The organism is Candidatus Leptofilum sp. (assembly GCF_965223285.1).
Taxonomy (GTDB): domain Bacteria; phylum Chloroflexota; class Anaerolineae; order Promineifilales; family Promineifilaceae; genus Leptofilum.
The window spans coordinates 3,066,179-3,085,244 of sequence record NZ_OZ244997.1; the positions used below are offsets into that span (position 1 = coordinate 3,066,179).

The following is a 19,066-nucleotide window of genomic DNA, read 5'->3' on the forward strand; positions in this document are numbered from 1 at the left end:
GAATTTGCATCTTATATTTTGAAGGAGTATTGGCATGAAGAAGCAATTGTATTGGATTTTGACAGCAGGCGTTTTATTGGTAATAGGGTTGGCGAGCCGAACGGCCGTTTCCGCTCAACCTGCCAACGAACCAGAAGCACCAGAAGGTGTGGGAATTACGGCCGTTGCCATCGAGAGCGGCTTCACCCAACCGGTAGACATTGCCAGCGCCGGGGATGATCGGCTTTTCATTGTAGAACAGCCCGGCGTCATTCGTATCATCGACGCCGATGGCAACACGTTGCCCGATCCATTTCTGGACATTAACGGCATTGTAGACAGTGAGACACATAACGAACGTGGCTTGCTGGGGTTAGCCTTTCATCCCGATTACCCCAATACGCCTTATTTCTATGTGAATTATACAGCCGTGTCTGGCTCCGGCGACACCCTTATCGTCCGCTACACAGTTAGTAACGATCCCAACGTGGCCGAACCCAACAGTGCCGTCGAAATCCTGCGCATCGACCAGCCCGCAGGCAACCACAACGCGGGCGACCTCGCTTTTGGGCCAGATGGCTATCTCTACATCCCCACAGGCGACGGCGGCAGCGGTGGCGATCCGTGGGGAGACGATGGCAATGGCCAAAATAGGCAATCTTTGCTAGGCAAAATTTTGCGTATTGACGTGGATGGCGGCTCGCCCTATGCCATTCCAGCCGACAATCCTTTCATAGGCGATGCCTCTACATTAGATGAAATCTGGGCTTTAGGCGTACGTAATCCCTGGCGCATCAGCTTCGACCGGGACACAGGTGATTTGTACGTCGCTGATGTGGGACAAGGAGAGTGGGAAGAGGTGAACTTCCAATCTGCCAGCAGCACCGGCGGCGAAAATTACGGCTGGCGTTGTTATGAAGGCAACGCCACTTTCAACACAGCCAATTGTGACGACATTTCAACCTACCAATTCCCTTTTGACGATTATCCGCACGATGCGTTTCCATTTGAACACGAAATTGACGAAGGCAATTCCATTACGGGTGGGTTTGTTTATCGGGGAAACGACTTCCCTGCCCTGGCAGGTATCTACATTTATGCCGACTTTATTAGCGGAAATTTCTGGCTAGCCCAAAATAGCGGTAGCTGGAACATAACCCCTCTTGACGCGAACAACATTGGCGTGAGCAACCCCAGCACCTTTGGCGAAGGGTGTGACGGCGAGCTGTACGTAGCCAGCCACAGCGGCACCATCTACCAAATTCAAGCCAGCGGCGGTGCCAGACCAGCCGGGGCAGCCCTGGATCAATTTGTCTATCTACCGCTAGTCATGGGCGGGAATGGTTCTGGCCTGACCTGTTCAGGATAAACTCAAAGTTGCACTGTCTTATTGAATAAAATAGAAACCGCGACTACGTTTTATTTAAGGATAATTGCCAGATGCTGCAAGTTTGGCACGAACAGCAATACGTCCAGGGCGATTCAACTGTAAAATCAAAATTGTAACCCGCCCAATACGACTTTTGGGAACAATTTGACCAGAATCAACGGAAAAATGTGCCTTCCACTGATGTCGTCGCGGGTTGAAGAGTTGTGTGAGTTCGCCTGTCTCTGTGTCAAATGCGGCAACTTCACTGCCTTTGTAACGATTGCATTGAAAACATGACCAAGCCAGATTATCCAGCTCATCTTCGCCACCATGTTTTTTAGGGATGATGTGGTCCGGCTCATGTCTCTTGATACTGGCGGCTTCAGAAAGCAAACAGTATTCACAACGTTGCCCAGCACGTTCAGAAAGTGTTTCTCTTATAGCTCCAGATATTGTCACGAGGATTTGGATGAGGAAAGTTTTGTAAGTGCATTGGCCTTAACCAACTGCAGCTGCTCTTCAAGCAAACTTAACCGTTCTAGCTCCACTTCTTCTGCTTTACTCAGCTGGTCATTCCGGCCTTTTTCCAATAGTTCGCTAATTCGCTTTTCTACGTCGTCAGAAAAACGAAAAGTAGCTAACTGGCTTGGGGAAGGTTCTTGGGTAAGAAAGGTGATAGCTTCAACATAAGCCTTGGTAGAAAGCGGCGCGAAACGGCTAACCCCTAACTCCAAAACCAACGGTAGTTGATCTCCTATGCCTTTGAGCGTTTGGGCAAGATGTTCAGGCACTTCAAGAGTAATTGTTGTCATAGGTTAGTTCTCCAAATTTTTTGCGCTAGCCAATTATAGCATAGGTTGTGATTGATTTGAGGAGTCCGGATTGTTGGCTTACGGCCGTTCCACCAACGGCAAAAACATCTTCTCAGTTAGCTCAAAGGGATGGAACATCGGTCCGGCAAAGCAAGGGTAGGTTTCCGGGTCTGGTTCGCCGTTGACCGTCCAGCAGAACAGACCATCCCCGTCTTCGGCGGCAGGAACGCGGTCAGTAGTAAGTTGGGGTACATACCAGAAAACAATGTTGTCGCCAATAGGCTCATCATTCACGAAGATATCTGGCCCCTGCAAATGATCATCGTTGCAGCAGTAGCTTGGCCCCGGTGGGCTAAAGATGGGCAGATCGGTGTCGCCCTCTTCCGGCTTGTGTTGCGTTATGTAAATAAACGGCGTGTCGTCCATGCCACCGTCACCAAATTGCCCCAACCCTGGCTCGATGGTGTAGCCATGCCCACTGCCATCAACCAGCAGCCACGCTTCATTGTTGGCGGTAAGTTGATGTGGCCCAAATCCCGGTGAATCATACGGGGTGCGATACGTTTCAGTATCCTGAAAAGCCCATTGGGTGCCTTCCCAAATGGCAAAACCGTCGTTGGCATCCCCGTTCACGGCAACATCAATGCGGATGACTGGCCGGTAAACGGGCTGTTCCCACTCCACATCATCCCCACAGCCACGGCCGTACGCCCCAACCACCACGCGGAAACGGCCGTCTGCAAAGAATTGATACCGCTGCCCATACCGATAATTACACGCCGCCCCCCACTGCGACATACGAAAATCTTGCACGACTTCAAAACCAATAACCGTGCTGCCGTCCAGCAAATCCAGAACTTCTGTCTCGCCAAAAGGAGGGATGGGGAAGCCGCCACCGCTACCGCCGCAGCCAGTCACATCAAAAAAGCCGGGAAACGTGTATTCGCCATTGTAATCCACGTGCCACTCTGGCAAGGACGCGCTGGTAAGCACGGTACGCCCCTGGAAAGTCACGTCGTAAACGCGCAGGCCGTCGGTGCCAGTCGTTTCGTAGCTGAGTTCCCAGCCATCCCGGCTGGCTGTGCCGGACTGCGGGCAAAAGTCGCCGTCTGGTTTGTAGGGAATGAAGCTGCCGTCGTCGGAGACGTTGGTCCAGCGCAGAGCGGTCACGGTTTCGGTGGTGAGATCGACAATTGCCCAGAGGATGCGGTTGCCCACGCGAAAGGTGGGGCCAGCGCATAGATGCCCTTGGTCGCAGGTGGAGCCACGCAATCCGGCGGCTACGGGGGCCATGTCGGCCTGCTCTGGCCGGTAACCTAGCGCTTCAATCACGCCAGGGTCGTTGAGGGCAAGCTGGAGGGCGCGGCTGGCGAGTCGCTGGTTGATACCGGGCTGCATGTTGGGCTGGTGCAGCACGTCGTGCACGACCCCTGCATCAGTATCGACAACGGCCGTTACCGTAAAGTTCTCATCGAAGCTGTAAATTTCTACCTGGTAGCAAACGGCCGTGGCGCAAGCAGCACTGGCTTGGGTAAATTGCTGCCCCATCCGACGCACGCCAAACACTTCGCTGCGCTGCCCACTGGTAAGTTCCTGCACGCGTGGATCGGCCAAAGCGAGCGATTGAGCCTCTTGCTGTTCAGTGGTAATGGCTGTTTCTAATGGCAGTGGCGCACTCTTCCCTCGCACAGAAACGGCCGTCTGCCCCAGCTCCCACACCAACAGCAGCGAAACCACCCCAAAGAGAACCCACAATCCTACCAATCCCCTCTCCAACCTCTTTTTTCTCTGTGCCCTCTGTGGCAAATTAGGATTAATCAATTTTCACCTTTACAATGCCATCATCTACTTTGACGGGGTACAGTTTGAGGCGGTAATTTTCGTCGTCGGGCCAGAGAATACGGCCGTTGCGCATATCCCAGCAATATTGATGATCGGGGCAGGTAACTTTGTAGCGACTCACCCATCCCTTACTGAAATCGGCGGAGGCGTGCGGGCATTCGGCGGAGAAGGCGTAAAGCGTGCCGTCCCATCGGGTGAGGATAATTTTATGGCGATTGATGGTAACTGCCGTCATCTGCTCAGCCTGTACAGCTTCAAACGCAACGGTCGTGAAGTAACCGTCGGCATCTGGTTTGGCTTTAGAGCGAAACAAATTCATGCGGCGTGTTATACCGCAGGGGGGTGCAATTGGGTAATTAAAGCCAGATTAGTTGAATGCCGGCACATTGAGGAAAAATCAAAGATTACGCAGATTGCACGAATTTCTAATCTTTATTAAAACCTGCGTAATCTGTTGATAAAAAGCCAAAACTAATTCTCGAGTGGCTCAGGTTCGGCCATGAGTGCTTCGATGGCGGCCACGGCTTGTAAATCAGAGCCACGGGTAAATTCGCCGATGTGTCTGTAGCGGATACGGCCGTATTTATCAATCAAATACGTTGTTGGCCAATACCGCTGGTCGTAGGCTCGCCACGTTTGCCGGTCGTTGTCAATTGCCACGGGATAGCTGATTTCATACCGCTCAATGGCGTCCTGCACGTTTTCTATCTCTCGCTCGTAGGCAAATTCGGGATAATGAATGCTGATAACTGTGAAATCTTCCCCTTCGTACTGAGATTGCCATTCCTTGACCCAAGGAATCGTCCGCTGACAGTTAATTCAGCCGAAGGTCCAAAACTCCAGCAGCACCACCTTGCCCCGCTGCGCTGCCAGCGTCACCGGGCCATCGCTGTTCAGCCAAACCTCATTCAAAAATTCGGGGGCTTCGCCCATATCTGGTAACTCCACCACAACCTCCCCGCGCGTAGGCGGCACCACCGTGCCGCTGGCCAACACCTCTACCTCACCACTCGCTTCTTTGGCAGCAGGAACAGCGCATGCTGTTATCGTGAGGATGAGGAAAATGAATACGGCCGTTCCCCACCCTACCACTTTTTGTTTCATAAAATATCTCCCAAATGTAGTATTCAGTGAAGCAAACACACACTGAAAACTGATTGCTGACGAACTGATTACCGTTTACCCAAACTGTACCCTAACCAGCTTAAAAGAAGGTTACGAAATGCTTACTGTTTTGTCGTTCACCCAACGTTTATGAAAAATTTTCGCACACACTACAGTTCTGAACGTATAAATGTTGGTACAATGAAGGGCATAGTCAGCTAAATTGTAATAAAACCTGCTATACTTTTTATAGACCGCCCAAATTTTCTCCTTGCAACATACACCAATGCGGTTTTTACCAGAGGTTGCAGTCTGTCATAGCCTCGTGTTGTTCATGTAAAAGCCAAACAATATCAGACGCGGACATTTAGCTTTTACTTAAGCAAAACACAACAAAGCAGGCCTGTTTATTTTGAATCCCTTCGCAATGTAAATAAGCCAGCCAGAGGATGCAGCGTTGAACGATTTACCTTCAATTACCCAAATTCAAACCAATATCCGCCAACTGCGCGATCTCATTGACAATCTTGGCAGCACCGTCAACCAACAGCACCAAACCCTCATCACCACCCGCGCCGAAATTGCCCAACGTGCCGCCACGCAATCCAGCGATGAGCTAGCCCGGCTGCTGGTACACGTGCGGCGCAATCTGGAAGATTTGGAACGTCGCTTCAAAGAGCAGCAGAAAGAGCAGGAGCAACTTCAGGCACTGCAAGGTATCAGCGGCGTCATTAACTCCTCGTTAGACTTAAACGAGGTTTTGGTTTACGTGATGGATTCCATTATCGACCTGACCAAAGCAGAACGCGCCATCTTGCTGCTGAAAGATGATGAAACGGGCGAGCAGGAAGTCCGCCTATACCGCAATGTGGATCGGGAAACGATTGAAAAATCCTCCTCCTTTGAGATTAGTCGCAGCATTGTACGCACCGTGGCTGAGACGGGTGAACCCGTCGTAACCATGAACGCCCAATCAGACAGTCGCTTCGCGGCTCAGGAAAGCATCATCAGCTACAATCTGCGCTCCATTTTGTGCGTGCCGCTCAAAATCAAAGATGAAATTACTGGCGTCATTTACGCCGACAACCGGATCGCCGCTGGCGTGTTTGGCAATACGGATCGGGACTTGCTGGCCTCGTTTGCCAACCAAGCGGCCGTTGCCATCGACAACGCCCGCCTCTTCCGCCAAATTCAAGACAACCTGATTGAAATCACCGAAATGCGCGACCTGATGGACAACGTGTTTGCTTCCATCGCCAGCGGTGTCATTACCATCGACGAAGAGGAGCGGATTGCCCTGTACAACCGCGCTGCTGAACGTATTTTGGGGTACCCGGAAACGGCCGTTATCCACCAAACCTACAAAGCCGCCATGGAAACCCTTGGTCTGCTGCCTGTAGAACCGCTCATTCAGGATGTTTGGTCCAACGGCGGTGCCCACAACACAGAAGTAGACGTGGCCGTGAATAAACGCTCCGGGCTTACCTCGCTCAATCTCACCTTAACGCCATTGCGCGACTACGACAGCGACACGCTGGGCGTAGCGATGGTGCTGGACGACGTCACCGAGAAAAAGCGTCTGGAAAGCGTCCGCCGCTACCTGCCCCCCGCGCTAGTCGATCAAATTCGTGACCTCGACGCCGCGCAACGGCCGCAGCGCAGCATCATGAGCGTGCTCTTTGCCGACGTGCGCGGCTACAGCACCTTCAGCGAGCATCTCGATCCAGAAAAGCTCATCCAGATTATCAACGGCTACTTTACCGAATTTGTCTATGCCATTAACGAGTACGAAGGGCTAACCGATAAATTTATGGGGGACGCCGTGATGGCTCTCTACAACACGCCGCTCAACCCGCAGGAAAACCACGCCGAACGCGCCATCCGGACCGGACTCATGATTCGCAAAAAGATGCAGCGTTATTTGGCAGAACTGCCCGAAGATCGGCGGCTCCATTTTGGCATTGGCATTCACACGGGGGAAGCGGTGGCGGGGAACGTCGGCAGCAGCCTGCGCAAAGATTACTCCGCCATCGGCGACGCCGTTAACCTCTCCAAGCGCATCCAGGAAAACGCCCAGGCAGATGAAATCCTCATCAGCCAAAGCACCTACGAGCAGATAAAAGATTGGGCCATTGTCGAGCCACTGGAACCGATGAAAGTCAAAGGTCGCCAAACCCCCGAGCAAATTTACAGGCTCGTAAGAGCGTTGTCATCGTAAAAAACGCTTTTTCATAAATTCGCCACGCTCTTCTCAGCTATTGAGAAGAGCGTTTTTTGATTTTGGGCGGATTAATCAAAATCTGATGACAACGCGCCAACGTATCCAATCCCGCGATTTGGATCGCGATATTGTCGTAAACGATGCAGCGCAACGCGAAACCCTTGTGCTTCCCAAAATGCCAACGCCTGTGGGGTGTCTCGCCTCACGGTAAGTTCGATGAGTTCCACGCCGAGCTGGTCCAATTCCGTATAAACCGCTTTCACCATTGCACTCCCATATCCTTGACGGCGAGCCTTTGGCACTACATAGAAATCTTCAATCATGGCTGCATGTTTCATTTGCTTTACCCGGAGGGCAACAAACCCAATATTTTCTCCACCGACAACTGCAAAATACAAATGAAATTCACCCATCTCCAGTGGAAATCTCTCCTGGAAATACGCCTCGCGGTTTTCTGGACTTTTGGCGACATCACTATGGGGCATCAACTCCAACCAGTAAGCCTCCACCATCTGCCGCAATTCTGTGGTTGCCAACCGTACTCTTTCAAGAACCAAATTGTACATTATCGTTCGTTTCCGTAGGTAGTACGTAATTTAGGCTAACAATTTTGGTGAGCTCGCCGCTTTCTTCAAAGTCAAAATCATTGACCAGGTAAACTTGCCCAGCTTCAAAAAGGAGAGAATAGTAGGTTTTGTTCGCTTTTAGCAGTACGCGGGTAGCATCGCAAAGCGTGCTGCATTGGAACATTTGGGACACGGCCTGCGCCAGCCGCTCGATGAAAAGAAGCGGTTCTGCCTGATCAGCAAAAACTGAAAGTCCATATTTGAATGGCCCTGGCTGGGCTTCGTTCACGGAATATTGAATAATCAGCTGTTCTTTCGGCACGTTTTCCCAATCGTTTATGCCTTCGTACAGCAAAAAGAATCGGCCGTTTGGCAACCATCGGCGCAGGAAACCGTTCAGGGCTTCATATTCCAGCGGGCGGTTCAAGGCAATGTCCATGCTGGGCATTATAGCGTCTGCCGTTGTTAAGGGGAATTGGTTGATGGTAAACTTGCAAAAAATTTAGGGAAGAGACCCATAGAAATGAGCCCACAATCAGCCAGCAGCCCACCAAGCGATTTATCCGTTGCCGTATTAGTTTTGAACTGGAACGGCCGTTCCCTGCTAGAAAGTGGCCTCCCCCTGCTGCTCAACCAAACCTACCCAAACCGCCAAATCGTCGTGGTAGACAATGGCTCGACTGATGGTTCCATTGAACTTGTTCAGGAACGGTTTCCCCAGGTGAAGCTCATCCAGCATGGTGAAAATATCGGCTTTAGCCGAGCATTGAATGCCGGGATGCGCCAGGTAGAGGCAGATGTCCTGGTGCTGCTCAACAACGACGTGTTTGCCGAACCAGATTGGCTGGCAGAGATGATGCGCCCCTTTTACGAATCATCGGAAATCGGCATTGTTGGTTCCAAGCTCCTGTTTCCCGATGGCACCATCCAGCATTTGGGGGCAGAGCTCTCTTACCCCCTTGGTCACAGCCAGCATCTGTATTACAAGCAAGACGCTATGACGATTCAGACCTTGCCGGAAATTCAGGATATGGCTTACGTCACAGGGGCGGCCTTAGCCATTCACCGCGCCGTCAAGGAAAAGATCGGTCTGCTCGATGGCATGTTCCACCCAATTTATTACGAAGAGGTGGATTACTGCTACCGCGCCCGGGCAGCCGGGTTCCAGGTGGTGGTCGCCACAAAATCGGTGGCCATCCATGATGAATCCACCTCTATGAAACGGCTTCCAGACGTGAAGCTGCAAATGCTGCACCGGAACAGATACCGCTTTTTGCTCAAGCATTATTCGGTGAAGCAACTGCTTGAAGATTTTGTGCCAGCGGAAACAGCGTATCTTAATCAGCAGCGCAATTTTTCAGATGTAAATGCGATTCGGCTGGCGTGTTTAGAGATGGCAATTCTAGCCCCGACCATTTTGTCACCAGAGCTACCGCCTGAAAAGGTAACGGCCGTTCAAAATGCGCTCCTTCAGTTAAGGCAAACGGCTGTTATGGCCACCGCCAGCCAAACAGAGCCACCCCCGCCGCTGGAAGAGTTTTCATTTCCCCAATCGCTCATTGGCAGATTAAGAGATGCCTGGAGCAGCATCGCCGCCAAATGGCTGATGCGCAACTTGCTACAACAGCAAAATTTGCAAAACAACTATTTGCAACGACGGATAGCCCATCTAAACATCCAGGCACAATCCCAGGCGATGGAGATTGAACATCTCATGAATACAGTTCTCTCCATGCAGCAGACGCAGCAGCAGCTTCAAGATGAGTTGGCGCAGCTTAAAAAGCAACTCGCAGATGCCGCCACCGAATCTACTTCATCTCGTTAGACCTAATGTGCAACTTTCATTTTTCCAGAGAGGAGTTGGTATCCTCAGATGCCAACGGTCGCATTTGAGAATGCTCCCCCCTCTGGATGCCATGTAAAAGTTGCACATTGCGCCTGTCCCACAAAGTTGCATCCCGGCATTATCACTTCTACAATCCTTTGCTTGGCAAAACGGTGTAAAAGCGGGAAAGTAATTTGAAGTTATCAGAGTCATTTCTCCCGCTTTTACTTGAGTAATTCACAATTTCGTGGCTCAATTTTCATCAAAATTCTTTTGTGATTTACAGGCCGTCTGGCAGTGCCAAATCAAATTTACATAAGGTATCTTTATGAGAAAAGTATCGTTAGTAACGGGGGGGGCGGGCTTCATTGGGTCGCATGTGGCTCAACACTGCTTGAACATGGGCCACAAAGTGGTCGTGCTGGATGACTTAAGCGGTGGTTTCCAGGACAATGTGCCGGAAGGCGTGCAGTTTGTCTCAGGCTCCGTAACAGACGCTGCCTTGATTGAACAGTTGTTCAGGCAGCACAAGTTCAACTACGTCTATCACCTGGCAGCTTATGCCGCCGAAGGGCTCTCTCACTTCATCCGCCGATTTAACTACAACAATAACCTGATGGGCAGCATCAACTTAATCAATGAGGCGGTGAAACACAATGTGGAATGCTTTGTGTTTACTAGCTCTATTGCCGTCTACGGTGCTGCACAACCGCCCATGGATGAAGAAACCGTGCCGCAGCCGGAAGATCCGTATGGCGTCGCCAAATATGCGGTTGAACTTGACCTGCGCACCGCGCAAAATATGTTTGGCCTCCCCTACATCATCTTTCGCCCGCACAATGTTTATGGCGAAAAACAGCATATTGGGGATCGTTATCGCAATGTGATTGGCATTTTCATGAACCAGATTATGCAAGGGAAGCCGCTGCCGATTTTTGGGGATGGCACGCAAACGCGGGCGTTCAGCTACATTGATGATGTGGCCCCCTACATTGCCCGGAGCGTAGCCATGCCCCAGGCATACAATCAGGTCTTTAACATTGGCGCCGATCAACCTTACACCATCCTTGAATTGGCATATGCCGTCACCGACGCGTTTGGCATTGCCCCCAATATTCAGCATCTACCAGCCCGTAACGAGGTGGTTCATGCTTACGCCAGTCACGAAAAAGCCCAGCATATTTTAGGTGCAGAAACGGCCGTTGACCTACAAACAGGTATCCAAAAAATGGCAAATTGGGTGCAGCAGGTAGGTGCGCGCCCAGTTACCTTATTCAACAATATTGAAATCCCCAAAAACCTGCCTCCCAGTTGGCGTGATGTTGTCTCGCAATCTTCTGGAGGGAGCCAGTAACCAACGTGTCCCTCGCATCGCTTCTATTAATTTTCATCATTTTGCTGCTGCCCGGTATTGCCAGTTGGCTGTTCTTTATTGATGACGCAAAGCTAAAGCTGACAGGGCTAGAAAGTATTTTCCTCTGGTTGTTGGCGGGAACGGCCGTAATCAGTTGGTTGAGCCTAACATTAGCTGAGTTAAACCAGTTTGCTTTGCCATTGCTGCTGGCGGTTGCCCTTGTTCCTAGCCTGCTCGTCATTGGCTGGGCCGTGCGAAACGGTCGGTTACAGCGTGCTTTTTCTGGTTTAAAGTGGCAATGGCAAGATGGCGTGGTTGCTGTGCTGTTGCTTATCGCTGTGGTTCTGTCAGGACGGCCGTCTGAATACATTGTGGGCGGTCGCGATCATGGCGTTTATGTCAACACAGGGGTTCACATTGTCAAAACAGGTGGCATACTGGTTTATGATGCGGAGATGACGGCCGTTCCACCCGAATTACGCTCCGTGCTGGTGCGGCCAGAAACGCGCTTGCACCAGGCAGGTTTCCCTGGCCCTTGGAGCGAAGGGCAACGCGTAAGCGGCCTCACCATCCGCGACACAGACGCAGGCATCTACCTCCCCCATGCCTTCCACCTTTACCCCGCACTGATTGCCGTTTTTTATGCCGTTGGCGGCACCTCCCTCGCTTTATTCACAACGATGTGGCTGACACTGCTGGGCAGCTTGGCCATCTATCTAACCGTTGCCCGGCTGTGGGGGCGACCCGTTGGCTTGCTAACGCTGTTGCTGCTCACCTTCAGCGTGACGCAAGTTTGGTTTACCGGCTACCCCACGGCAGAAATGATGGTGCAGCTATTCTTTTGGGGTGGCCTATTTGCCTTGAGTTTGCTGCTGGAATCGGGGAGTCGGGCTACGGCCGTCCTTGCTGGAGCTTGTTTTGGTCTGCTCTCTTTAACCAAGCTAGACACCGTACTCATTCCTCCGCTTCTGATCGCCACTTTTTTATATTTGTGGCTGCGGCAGCAATTCCGGCCAGCTTACTGGTGGGGCATTGGCATCTACCTGCTGCTCACCCTGCAAGCCGTTTGGCACGCAACCTTTATTGCCACCATCTACTTTGTAGATCATTTGGTACGCACCCTGCTGCCCGGCTTCCTGGCAGAACCGCTGGCGGCGGCGGCCGACGGGTATCCGTACCCGATGGATTGGCTGGCGCGTCTGTTTGCGGCAAATTGGGTACCCATGTTGCTGACCGTGTTGCTTTTGGTGCTAACTATCCTGCTACTGCGCTACCGACAGAAACAGTTTGGGCGGGGATTGGGTTGGCTGTTTCAGCAGCCGGGGCGGTGGCAGGTCGGGCTATCTGCCGGTTTAGGGGTGATAGTGGTGGGAACGGCCGTCCTCAGCCAAACGTCTGAACTTGCCATACTGGCCCCACCGGAACAAGCGGTGAGGTTGACTCGACTTTACCTAACACGTGCCGGATTAGTCGCTGGCGGCATTGGTCTGATTCTGCTCATTTACCAGGCAAAGACAACGGCCGTTCGACTCACGCTGTTCATTGCCATCGGAAATATTGCCCCGCTTTACTTGCTGGGCGCAGGTACCGCACTGGACCATTTTTGGGTAGTGCGGCGATTTATTACGGTTGCTTTTCCCCTGTTTATTGTGGGCATGGCGTGGTTGATCTGGCAGTTAAGGCCACGTGACTGCGTACGCTGGTTTGTGGGCATTGTACCGTTGGGGCTGTTGTTGCTGCTGCTGGCCGGATTTGGCCAACATGTGCGCTGGATTGCGGGTGTGGTGGAATACGACGGGCTAACAACCCAACTAGCCACCTTCACCGACCGCTTCCCCCCGGAGGCCATCTTGCTCATGGAGACAGGCAGCCAGGCGCAGCGTCTGGAGCTACCGATCTGGTTTTTATATGACCAAACGGTATTCACAATCCGCCAGGAAGTACGGGAAGAGGCTGCATTGCAAACGGCCGTTTCCCACTGGCAGGCAAACGGCCGTCCTGTATTTTGGCTGGCTGCCAACGGCGTCACTCCGCCCGCTTGGTCCGAGGGGCGTCGTCAGCTCGCCTTCAGCCAAACAATCGACACCCCGCTCATGGAAACCCCTCGCGATCACATTCCGGTTAAAATCAACCGATACCAGGTTCCATTCGACGTTTACCAACTTGGCCAACCTTAACTCAACGAAGTTGCTTGTAGCTGGCATCACTCTTAAAATCCTGGCAAATTGGCGCACACGGTTTGAAAGTACCCAATGACAGACAGCGAAATCCCCTCAACCATTATCTACCTGCACATCCCTAAAACAGCGGGAAGCACGCTGCACGCCATTCACAACCAGCTCTATTCCCCGAACCAGCTCATGCACCTCAAAGGGGACCCGCACATTGATACGGCCGTTGCCCAATTCAAGCAGCTAGACACAGCCACTAAGCAATCTATCCAGCTGCTAACAGGCCACATTGAGTATGGGATGCACAACTGGCTGCCCCAGCCCGCCACTTACTTCACCATCCTGCGCGATCCGGTTGAACGAGTGCTGTCTTACTATTACTTTATTCTTCGCACCCCCATCCACCCACGCCACGAAGAAATGACCCAGCACAACACCAGCATTGCCGATTTTGCCCTGCATATTTTGGGCCACAATAACCAGACACGCTTTGTGGCGGGAACGTGGTTGGAAGACATTCCATGCACAGAAGAAACCTTGTCTCTGGCAAAGCAGCACATTGAGCAGGATTTTGCCCTGGTGGGGTTGAGTGAGCAGTTCGACACCACCTTGCTGCTCTTAAAGCATCACTTTAATTGGCCTCGCCTGCCCTATTATCACTCGAGAAACGTCACTCAAAATCGGCCAAGTCGTGAGCAAGTGGACGACGAGACACTGGCGATTATTCACGAAACGCAAGCATACGATCTCGCACTTTACAATTTCGCCCAAAAACGGTTTGAGGAAACGGTTCGCCAACTGGGCTTTCCGTTCTGGCTTGTGCGTGTTCAGCACCGACTGGCTCAACGCGCACAGCCAAATCTGGAAAAAATTAGGCGGGTATCAGTTCGACATTGGCTTCGGCAACAGTGGCGCAAACGCGAAGCAACCAGGTAAGGTCAGCGCACTATTCGGGAGGAGATTAAACAATGAATGAAACAAGCCCCGTCTGGAATGAAATTCAAGCACGGATTGAGGCGGCAGCAAGTCGTGAACAGTTAGATACGACCGTTTCTCCCCCCGTCGTCTTCCCTGGCAAACCCGCCGACATTGCGTACGATGTGGCCCTCTACAACCACCTGCAACAAGCCGCCGAAACCATTCCCAACTTTGACCGCGATCTGCAAATGAATGATACGGCCTGGAGCCAACTGCCGCTCATTGGGACTCTGGTGCAAAAGGTGCGTCGTGGGCTGCACAGCATCGCCCTTTTCTACACAAACCGCGCTTTGCAGCACCAGCAGCAGGTGAATAAACAGTTGTGGGAAGCAGTGGGGCGATTAACGGCCGTTACCCAACAGCAGCAGCGCACAATTGAAACCTTGCAAGCCCAACATGCCCCCGACACCCAGGCAGACAGTTGATGCGCCTGGCAATCATCACCCCCCGCTTCGGCCCAGACGTTTTGGGTGGGGCAGAAACATTTGCCCGCAATTTGGCCGAACAGCTAGCCACCCACGGCCATGAGGTGCATCTGTGGACAACCTGCGCCAAAGAGTATTACCGTTGGGACAATGTCTATCCTGGAGGTGCGTCAACACAGAATCAGGTGACTGTGCGCCGCTTTCCTATCACCAGCTACGACCAAACTCGCTTCGCTGAACTATCGCAGCGGCTGGAACAGCAGTGGGGGTTAGGCTGGGCGCAGCAACAAGCGTGGCTGGCCGCCAGTGCCCACAGCCAACCCCTGTACAATGCCTTGAGCCAAGAAGCCAGTAGCTACGATGCCCTGCTGGTGCTGCCTTATCAAGCAGCGTTGGCGCAGGCCGCCGCCTGGATTGCCCCGGAACGCACCATCCTCATTCCCTGTTTGCATGATGAGCCGTATGCGTATTTAGAGATGTTCCGTCTGCTGCTGACTGAAACGTTTGGCGTACTTTTTTTAACGCCTGAGGAACAAGCCTTCACCAATAATCAGCTAAAGGTGAACCTGAAGCAGCAGGCGGTTTTGGGAGCGGCCGTTTCTGACCAAGCAACCACAGCAACCAGAAATCCAGCACACCCACCCTATTTGCTCACAATGGGCAGGCTGGAAGCAGGCAAAAATATGGCCCTGCTTTACGATTATATGCAGCGGCTGGCTAATGATGGCTCTCCTGTGAAGCTGCTGCTAACGGGTGATGGCCCGTTCACCCCCCCGACACAGCCGCCATTTGAGCTGCGCGGCTTTGTGCCAGACGCGGAGAAACACGCTTTGCTGGCCGGAGCCACCGCCTTGGTGCAGCCCTCACTCAACGAGAGCTTTTCGTTGGTGTTGCTGGAATCTTGGCTGGCCAAATGCCCCGTTTTGGTGCATAAAGATGGCACTGTTACCAGCGGGCACATCCGGCGCAGCCAGGGAGGATTAATGTTTGCCACCTACGGCGAGTTTGCGGCGGCGGTCCACACACTTGTGGCAGAACCGGAAATAGCGAGAACGATGGGAGAGAACGGCCGTACCTACACCCTACAAAATTACACCTGGCCCCGCATCATCAGCCGCCTGGAAAACATCCTGGGGAGCTGGCTCACAGACTGAATCATGCGTTATTTACACGTCACCCACCAATACCCACCCGCCATTGGCGGCTCTGAAAAATATATCGCTGACTTGTCGGAAGCATTGGTAGAACGAGGGCATACGGTGGATGTTTACACTTCCCGTTCGCTAGATTTCCACACCTGGGCCAACGAACTGCCGCCCTTTGAGCAGAGGAACGGGGTGAGCGTACACCGCTTTTGGAGCATGTATCGGCGCGGTTCCGTTTGGCGGATGCTGCATTTTGGCTTGCGCCATTATTGGCAAAACCGCGCCCGAATTTTCGAGCCGCTCATCTTTTTAGGCGGCGGCCCAATTGCCCCCGGCATGTTTAGCCAGATGCTGCGAAACGGCCGTTCCTACGATCTCATCCACCTCAACTGCCTGGTCTATTCCCATGTCGCTTACGGCTACTGGGCGGCTAAAAAGCTAGGCGTCCCGGTGGTAGTCACCCCCCATCTGCATCCTGAGCAGCCCGTCACCTACAACATTGGCTACCAGCGCACCATTTTGCAAGGCGCAGATCACATTTTGGCTGACACTGAGGCTGAACACACATTCCTGCTCAATATGGATTTGGCGTTGGATAAAGAGCGAATCAGCACGATTGGGGTGGGTCTAAATCCCGCCAGCTACCCGCAGTTACCACCAGAAGAAGCACGCCAACGGCTCAAGCTCCCCACCTCCGGCACGATGTTGCTTTTTTTGGGGCGGAAGTCACAATATAAAGGGCTAGAGCTGGTGGTGAAAGCGTTCCAGAAGTTACAAGCGGAGTTTCCCAACATTTTGTTGGTCGCTGCTGGCCCTGAAACCGACGAATCAAAGCAGCTTTGGCAACGTTACGGAAATTTGAGCAATCTGATCGTTTTGGATAAAGTCACGGATGCTGAAAAGCTAAATTTGCTACAGGCTTGCGATTTATTAGTGCTACCATCCGTGGGTGAAGCATTTGGCATTGTGTACCTGGAGGCATGGCTGCTGGGCAAACCGGTTATTGGCGCAGATATTACGGCCGTTCGCAACGTCATTCGAGATGGTGTGGATGGCTTGTTGGCAGAACCGGACAGTGCGGCCTCTGTGCAGGAACATCTGGCAACCCTGATAAAAAACCCCGCGCTACGGCAGGAAATGGGGCAAAACGGCCGTAACAAGGTGCTGGCCAACTACACCATCCACCAAATGGCAGATCGGCTGGAAGAAGCATATCGCAAAACATTGGTGGCCAGCGCACCAAACGTCTAAATTGGAGGAGAAAGCATCCTCAGGTGCGGTTCGTTTAGAACCGTTCGCATTTGAGAATGCTCACACCTCGCTTCTAATTTTGTGTGTCTAGAGGAAAAAGCATGAGATCACCCGAAGAAGCAGCGGCCCTGATTGACATTCAGGATGCAACCATAGACCAGTCAGCTATTCAGCAACGACTGGCAGAGGCACTGGCTACCCGCAGCCGTTGGCAGAACGTGGCGGAGATCGGCCCAGACTCGCTGCGTCCCGGCAAGACGGCCGTTCACCTCGCCTCCACCGAAACCCTCAACCGCCTCATGATTGATCTCATGGCCCAAGAACCGCTGCATGAACGGCCGTTCACCTCCAACGTGCCGCTGTTTGGCCCGCTCATTGTCGCTTTTCGCAACGCCTGGAACTCGGTTTCTACCCGCTGGTATGTGCTGCCTATCATGCAGCAGCAAATCCAGATTAACAAGCAGATGCAGCTAGTCATCAATGAATTGACCCAGCGGCAAGAGCTAGACGCCCGGCGCATTGCCCAGCTAGAAGCCCGCCTGAACAAAGAGGAGAAGTAGCCGCAAGATGCGAATTCATCAACTCACATTTGGCATGATTATGGGTGATGCTATCAGCAACAACGTGTTGGCCACCGATGCCAGCCTGCGCCGCTGGGGATTTGAGACGGGCATCTACGCCCAGCACGTCGCGCCGCAGCTTCGGGACCGCGTCTCGCCAGATTCCCACTTTTTGCCACACCTGGACAGCCAAGATGACCTGCTGATTTTTCATTACTCAATCTACTCGCCAAACATTCGGCTATTCAAAGCGTATCGCGGGCGCAAGATTTTGATATATCACAACATCACTCCCGCTGAATTTTTCACCGTGTGGGACAGTCAGCAAGCTGCCCTGTGCGACATGGGTCGGCAAGCATTGCAAACCATGACCGAATGCGATCTGGCCATTGGCGATTCAGATTACAATCGGCAGGAGTTGGTTGAGGCGGGATTTGATGCAGCAAAGACGGCCGTTCTCCCCCTCTTCCTCACCCTGCCCAAACCAGATACAACCACCCTGCCAGCCCCCCTAGACCCGCAAAAGAAAGTGACCTGGCTTAGCGTAGGGCGCGTGGTGCCCAACAAAGCTGTGGAAGATGTGCTGCGCATCTTTGCCGTGTACCATCACACCATCAACAAAAATTCACAGCTCATTGTGGTGGGATCGCGCGGCCTCACCAAATATGTTCACGCTTTAGACCAGCTCGTTGTTGATTTAGATTTGCACGCGTCTGTACAATGCATTGGGCATATAAATGATCCCAGTGAGATGAAACGCTTTTTTGAATCGGCCGATCTTTACCTGACGGCTAGTTTTCATGAGGGATTTTGCGTGCCGCTGCTGGAAAGCATGGCTTACGGGCTGCCCATCCTCACCCGTCGCAGCAGTGCCATCCCAGAAACATTGGGGGGTGCGGGAGTGATGTTTACGGATTTAGGGTATGAGGCAGTCGCAGAAATGGGGCATATTTTGGTGAGCGATACGGCCGTCCGACAGCAGGTGATTCAAAAACAGTATGCCCGGCTAGAAGAGCTGGATGCAGCCAAAGCAGAAGCTGGTCTCAAAGCGATTCTGGCCCGGTTAGGCATTATGGATGGCGCGTAATGGATAATTTATCGGACAATATTCAGCAGGCGGCGGAGATGATCGAGCAAACGCGGCAGCACGTTTTAGCGCAACAGGCTGCACTGTTTGCCACTGAGCCAGGCAAACGGCCGTCCATCCGCAAAATGGAACAGTCTGTGTGGGTCAACAGCCATCAACCAATCGCCTGGCCCGATTGGCCTCCTGGCCTCGCCGCCAAAGTGAAAGCAGCGGTGCAAAAAGTAATGCGCCGCGCTTTGCAATGGTACATCGACCCCATCGTGCAGCAGCAAAACCAGTTCAACCAGGCCACCCTGCAAGCCATTTCTGCCCTGGCGCAAGAAGTAGCCGCATTGCAAATGCAGCAATCTAAGCAAAAACCGGATTAGCCATCTGCC

20 protein-coding genes are annotated in these 19,066 nt (G+C 52.6%); 12 read left to right on the forward strand and 8 right to left on the reverse strand.

Translation table 11 applies throughout. From position 1 onward, the window contains the following. Nucleotides 1-34 precede the first annotated feature (34 nt). On the forward strand, nucleotides 35-1,348 hold the full coding sequence (locus ACOQPU_RS13910) for a PQQ-dependent sugar dehydrogenase (RefSeq protein ID WP_420645696.1): 1,314 nt from the start codon (nucleotides 35-37) through the stop codon (nucleotides 1,346-1,348). A 54-nt stretch (nucleotides 1,349-1,402) separates the two neighbouring features. On the opposite strand, the gene ACOQPU_RS13915 is transcribed toward ACOQPU_RS13910, so the two are convergent. From ACOQPU_RS13915 to ACOQPU_RS13940, 6 genes are all read right to left on the reverse strand, one after another. Next, nucleotides 1,403-1,807: an HNH endonuclease gene (locus ACOQPU_RS13915; protein ID WP_420645697.1), complete on the reverse strand. Its 405-nt coding sequence runs from the start codon at nucleotides 1,805-1,807 to the stop codon at nucleotides 1,403-1,405. Then, nucleotides 1,804-2,160, reverse strand: a complete 357-nt coding sequence (locus ACOQPU_RS13920) for a hypothetical protein (protein WP_420645698.1) — start codon at nucleotides 2,158-2,160, stop codon at nucleotides 1,804-1,806. Before ACOQPU_RS13920 ends, ACOQPU_RS13915 begins: the two co-directional genes overlap by 4 nt. 78 nt (nucleotides 2,161-2,238) lie before the next feature. After that, entirely contained in the window at nucleotides 2,239-3,924 is a 1,686-nt protein-coding gene (locus tag ACOQPU_RS13925) for a hypothetical protein (protein WP_420645699.1), read from the reverse strand. Nucleotides 3,925-3,973: 49 nt separating this feature from the next. Further along, a complete protein-coding gene (locus ACOQPU_RS13930) occupies nucleotides 3,974-4,321 on the reverse strand; it encodes a Rieske (2Fe-2S) protein (RefSeq protein ID WP_420645700.1) in 348 nt (115 codons plus the stop codon). Between the two features lie 152 nt (nucleotides 4,322-4,473). Beyond that, nucleotides 4,474-4,821 (reverse strand): redoxin family protein, encoded by a 348-nt coding sequence (locus tag ACOQPU_RS13935; protein ID WP_420645840.1) that lies wholly within the window; start codon nucleotides 4,819-4,821, stop codon nucleotides 4,474-4,476. Next, the gene (locus ACOQPU_RS13940) at nucleotides 4,822-5,106 is read right to left on the reverse strand and encodes a hypothetical protein (protein WP_420645701.1); all 285 of its coding nucleotides are present in this window, start codon (nucleotides 5,104-5,106) and stop codon (nucleotides 4,822-4,824) included. A 457-nt stretch (nucleotides 5,107-5,563) separates the two neighbouring features. Between ACOQPU_RS13940 and ACOQPU_RS13945 the strand changes: the two genes are divergently transcribed. Further along, nucleotides 5,564-7,324, forward strand: coding sequence for an adenylate/guanylate cyclase domain-containing protein (locus ACOQPU_RS13945; protein ID WP_420645702.1), 1,761 nt, complete (start codon nucleotides 5,564-5,566; stop codon nucleotides 7,322-7,324). Between the two features lie 71 nt (nucleotides 7,325-7,395). Here ACOQPU_RS13945 and ACOQPU_RS13950 read toward each other — a convergent pair whose 3' ends face one another. Continuing rightward, a complete protein-coding gene (locus ACOQPU_RS13950) occupies nucleotides 7,396-7,893 on the reverse strand; it encodes a GNAT family N-acetyltransferase (protein WP_420645703.1) in 498 nt (165 codons plus the stop codon). Further along, nucleotides 7,874-8,341 (reverse strand): hypothetical protein, encoded by a 468-nt coding sequence (locus ACOQPU_RS13955; protein WP_420645704.1) that lies wholly within the window; start codon nucleotides 8,339-8,341, stop codon nucleotides 7,874-7,876. Before ACOQPU_RS13955 ends, ACOQPU_RS13950 begins: the two co-directional genes overlap by 20 nt. 75 nt (nucleotides 8,342-8,416) lie before the next feature. Here ACOQPU_RS13955 and ACOQPU_RS13960 point away from each other — a divergent pair, with 75 nt between their 5' ends. From ACOQPU_RS13960 to ACOQPU_RS14005, 10 genes are all read left to right on the forward strand, one after another. Further along, on the forward strand, nucleotides 8,417-9,718 hold the full coding sequence (locus ACOQPU_RS13960) for a glycosyltransferase family 2 protein (RefSeq protein ID WP_420645705.1): 1,302 nt from the start codon (nucleotides 8,417-8,419) through the stop codon (nucleotides 9,716-9,718). 328 nt (nucleotides 9,719-10,046) lie between these two features. Then, nucleotides 10,047-11,072, forward strand: coding sequence for an NAD-dependent epimerase/dehydratase family protein (locus ACOQPU_RS13965; protein ID WP_420645706.1), 1,026 nt, complete (start codon nucleotides 10,047-10,049; stop codon nucleotides 11,070-11,072). Between the two features lie 5 nt (nucleotides 11,073-11,077). Beyond that, nucleotides 11,078-13,249, forward strand: coding sequence for an ArnT family glycosyltransferase (locus tag ACOQPU_RS13970; RefSeq protein ID WP_420645707.1), 2,172 nt, complete (start codon nucleotides 11,078-11,080; stop codon nucleotides 13,247-13,249). 75 nt (nucleotides 13,250-13,324) lie between these two features. Next, a complete protein-coding gene (locus ACOQPU_RS13975; protein ID WP_420645708.1) occupies nucleotides 13,325-14,179 on the forward strand; it encodes a sulfotransferase family 2 domain-containing protein in 855 nt (284 codons plus the stop codon). A 32-nt stretch (nucleotides 14,180-14,211) separates the two neighbouring features. Further along, entirely contained in the window at nucleotides 14,212-14,646 is a 435-nt protein-coding gene (locus tag ACOQPU_RS13980; RefSeq protein ID WP_420645709.1) for a hypothetical protein, read from the forward strand. Then, complete coding sequence (locus ACOQPU_RS13985; RefSeq protein WP_420645710.1) at nucleotides 14,646-15,800, forward strand: glycosyltransferase family 4 protein; 1,155 nt, start codon at nucleotides 14,646-14,648, stop codon at nucleotides 15,798-15,800. The genes ACOQPU_RS13980 and ACOQPU_RS13985 overlap by 1 nt, the downstream gene beginning before the upstream one ends. Nucleotides 15,801-15,803: 3 nt before the next feature. After that, entirely contained in the window at nucleotides 15,804-17,042 is a 1,239-nt protein-coding gene (locus ACOQPU_RS13990) for a glycosyltransferase family 4 protein (RefSeq protein WP_420645711.1), read from the forward strand. 101 nt (nucleotides 17,043-17,143) lie between these two features. Beyond that, nucleotides 17,144-17,602: a hypothetical protein gene (locus ACOQPU_RS13995; protein WP_420645712.1), complete on the forward strand. Its 459-nt coding sequence runs from the start codon at nucleotides 17,144-17,146 to the stop codon at nucleotides 17,600-17,602. A gap of 7 nt (nucleotides 17,603-17,609) precedes the next feature. Next, the gene (locus ACOQPU_RS14000) at nucleotides 17,610-18,689 is read left to right on the forward strand and encodes a glycosyltransferase family 4 protein (RefSeq protein WP_420645713.1); all 1,080 of its coding nucleotides are present in this window, start codon (nucleotides 17,610-17,612) and stop codon (nucleotides 18,687-18,689) included. Further along, nucleotides 18,689-19,057 (forward strand): hypothetical protein, encoded by a 369-nt coding sequence (locus ACOQPU_RS14005; protein WP_420645714.1) that lies wholly within the window; start codon nucleotides 18,689-18,691, stop codon nucleotides 19,055-19,057. The genes ACOQPU_RS14000 and ACOQPU_RS14005 overlap by 1 nt, the downstream gene beginning before the upstream one ends. The last annotated feature ends 9 nt before the right edge of the window (nucleotides 19,058-19,066 follow it).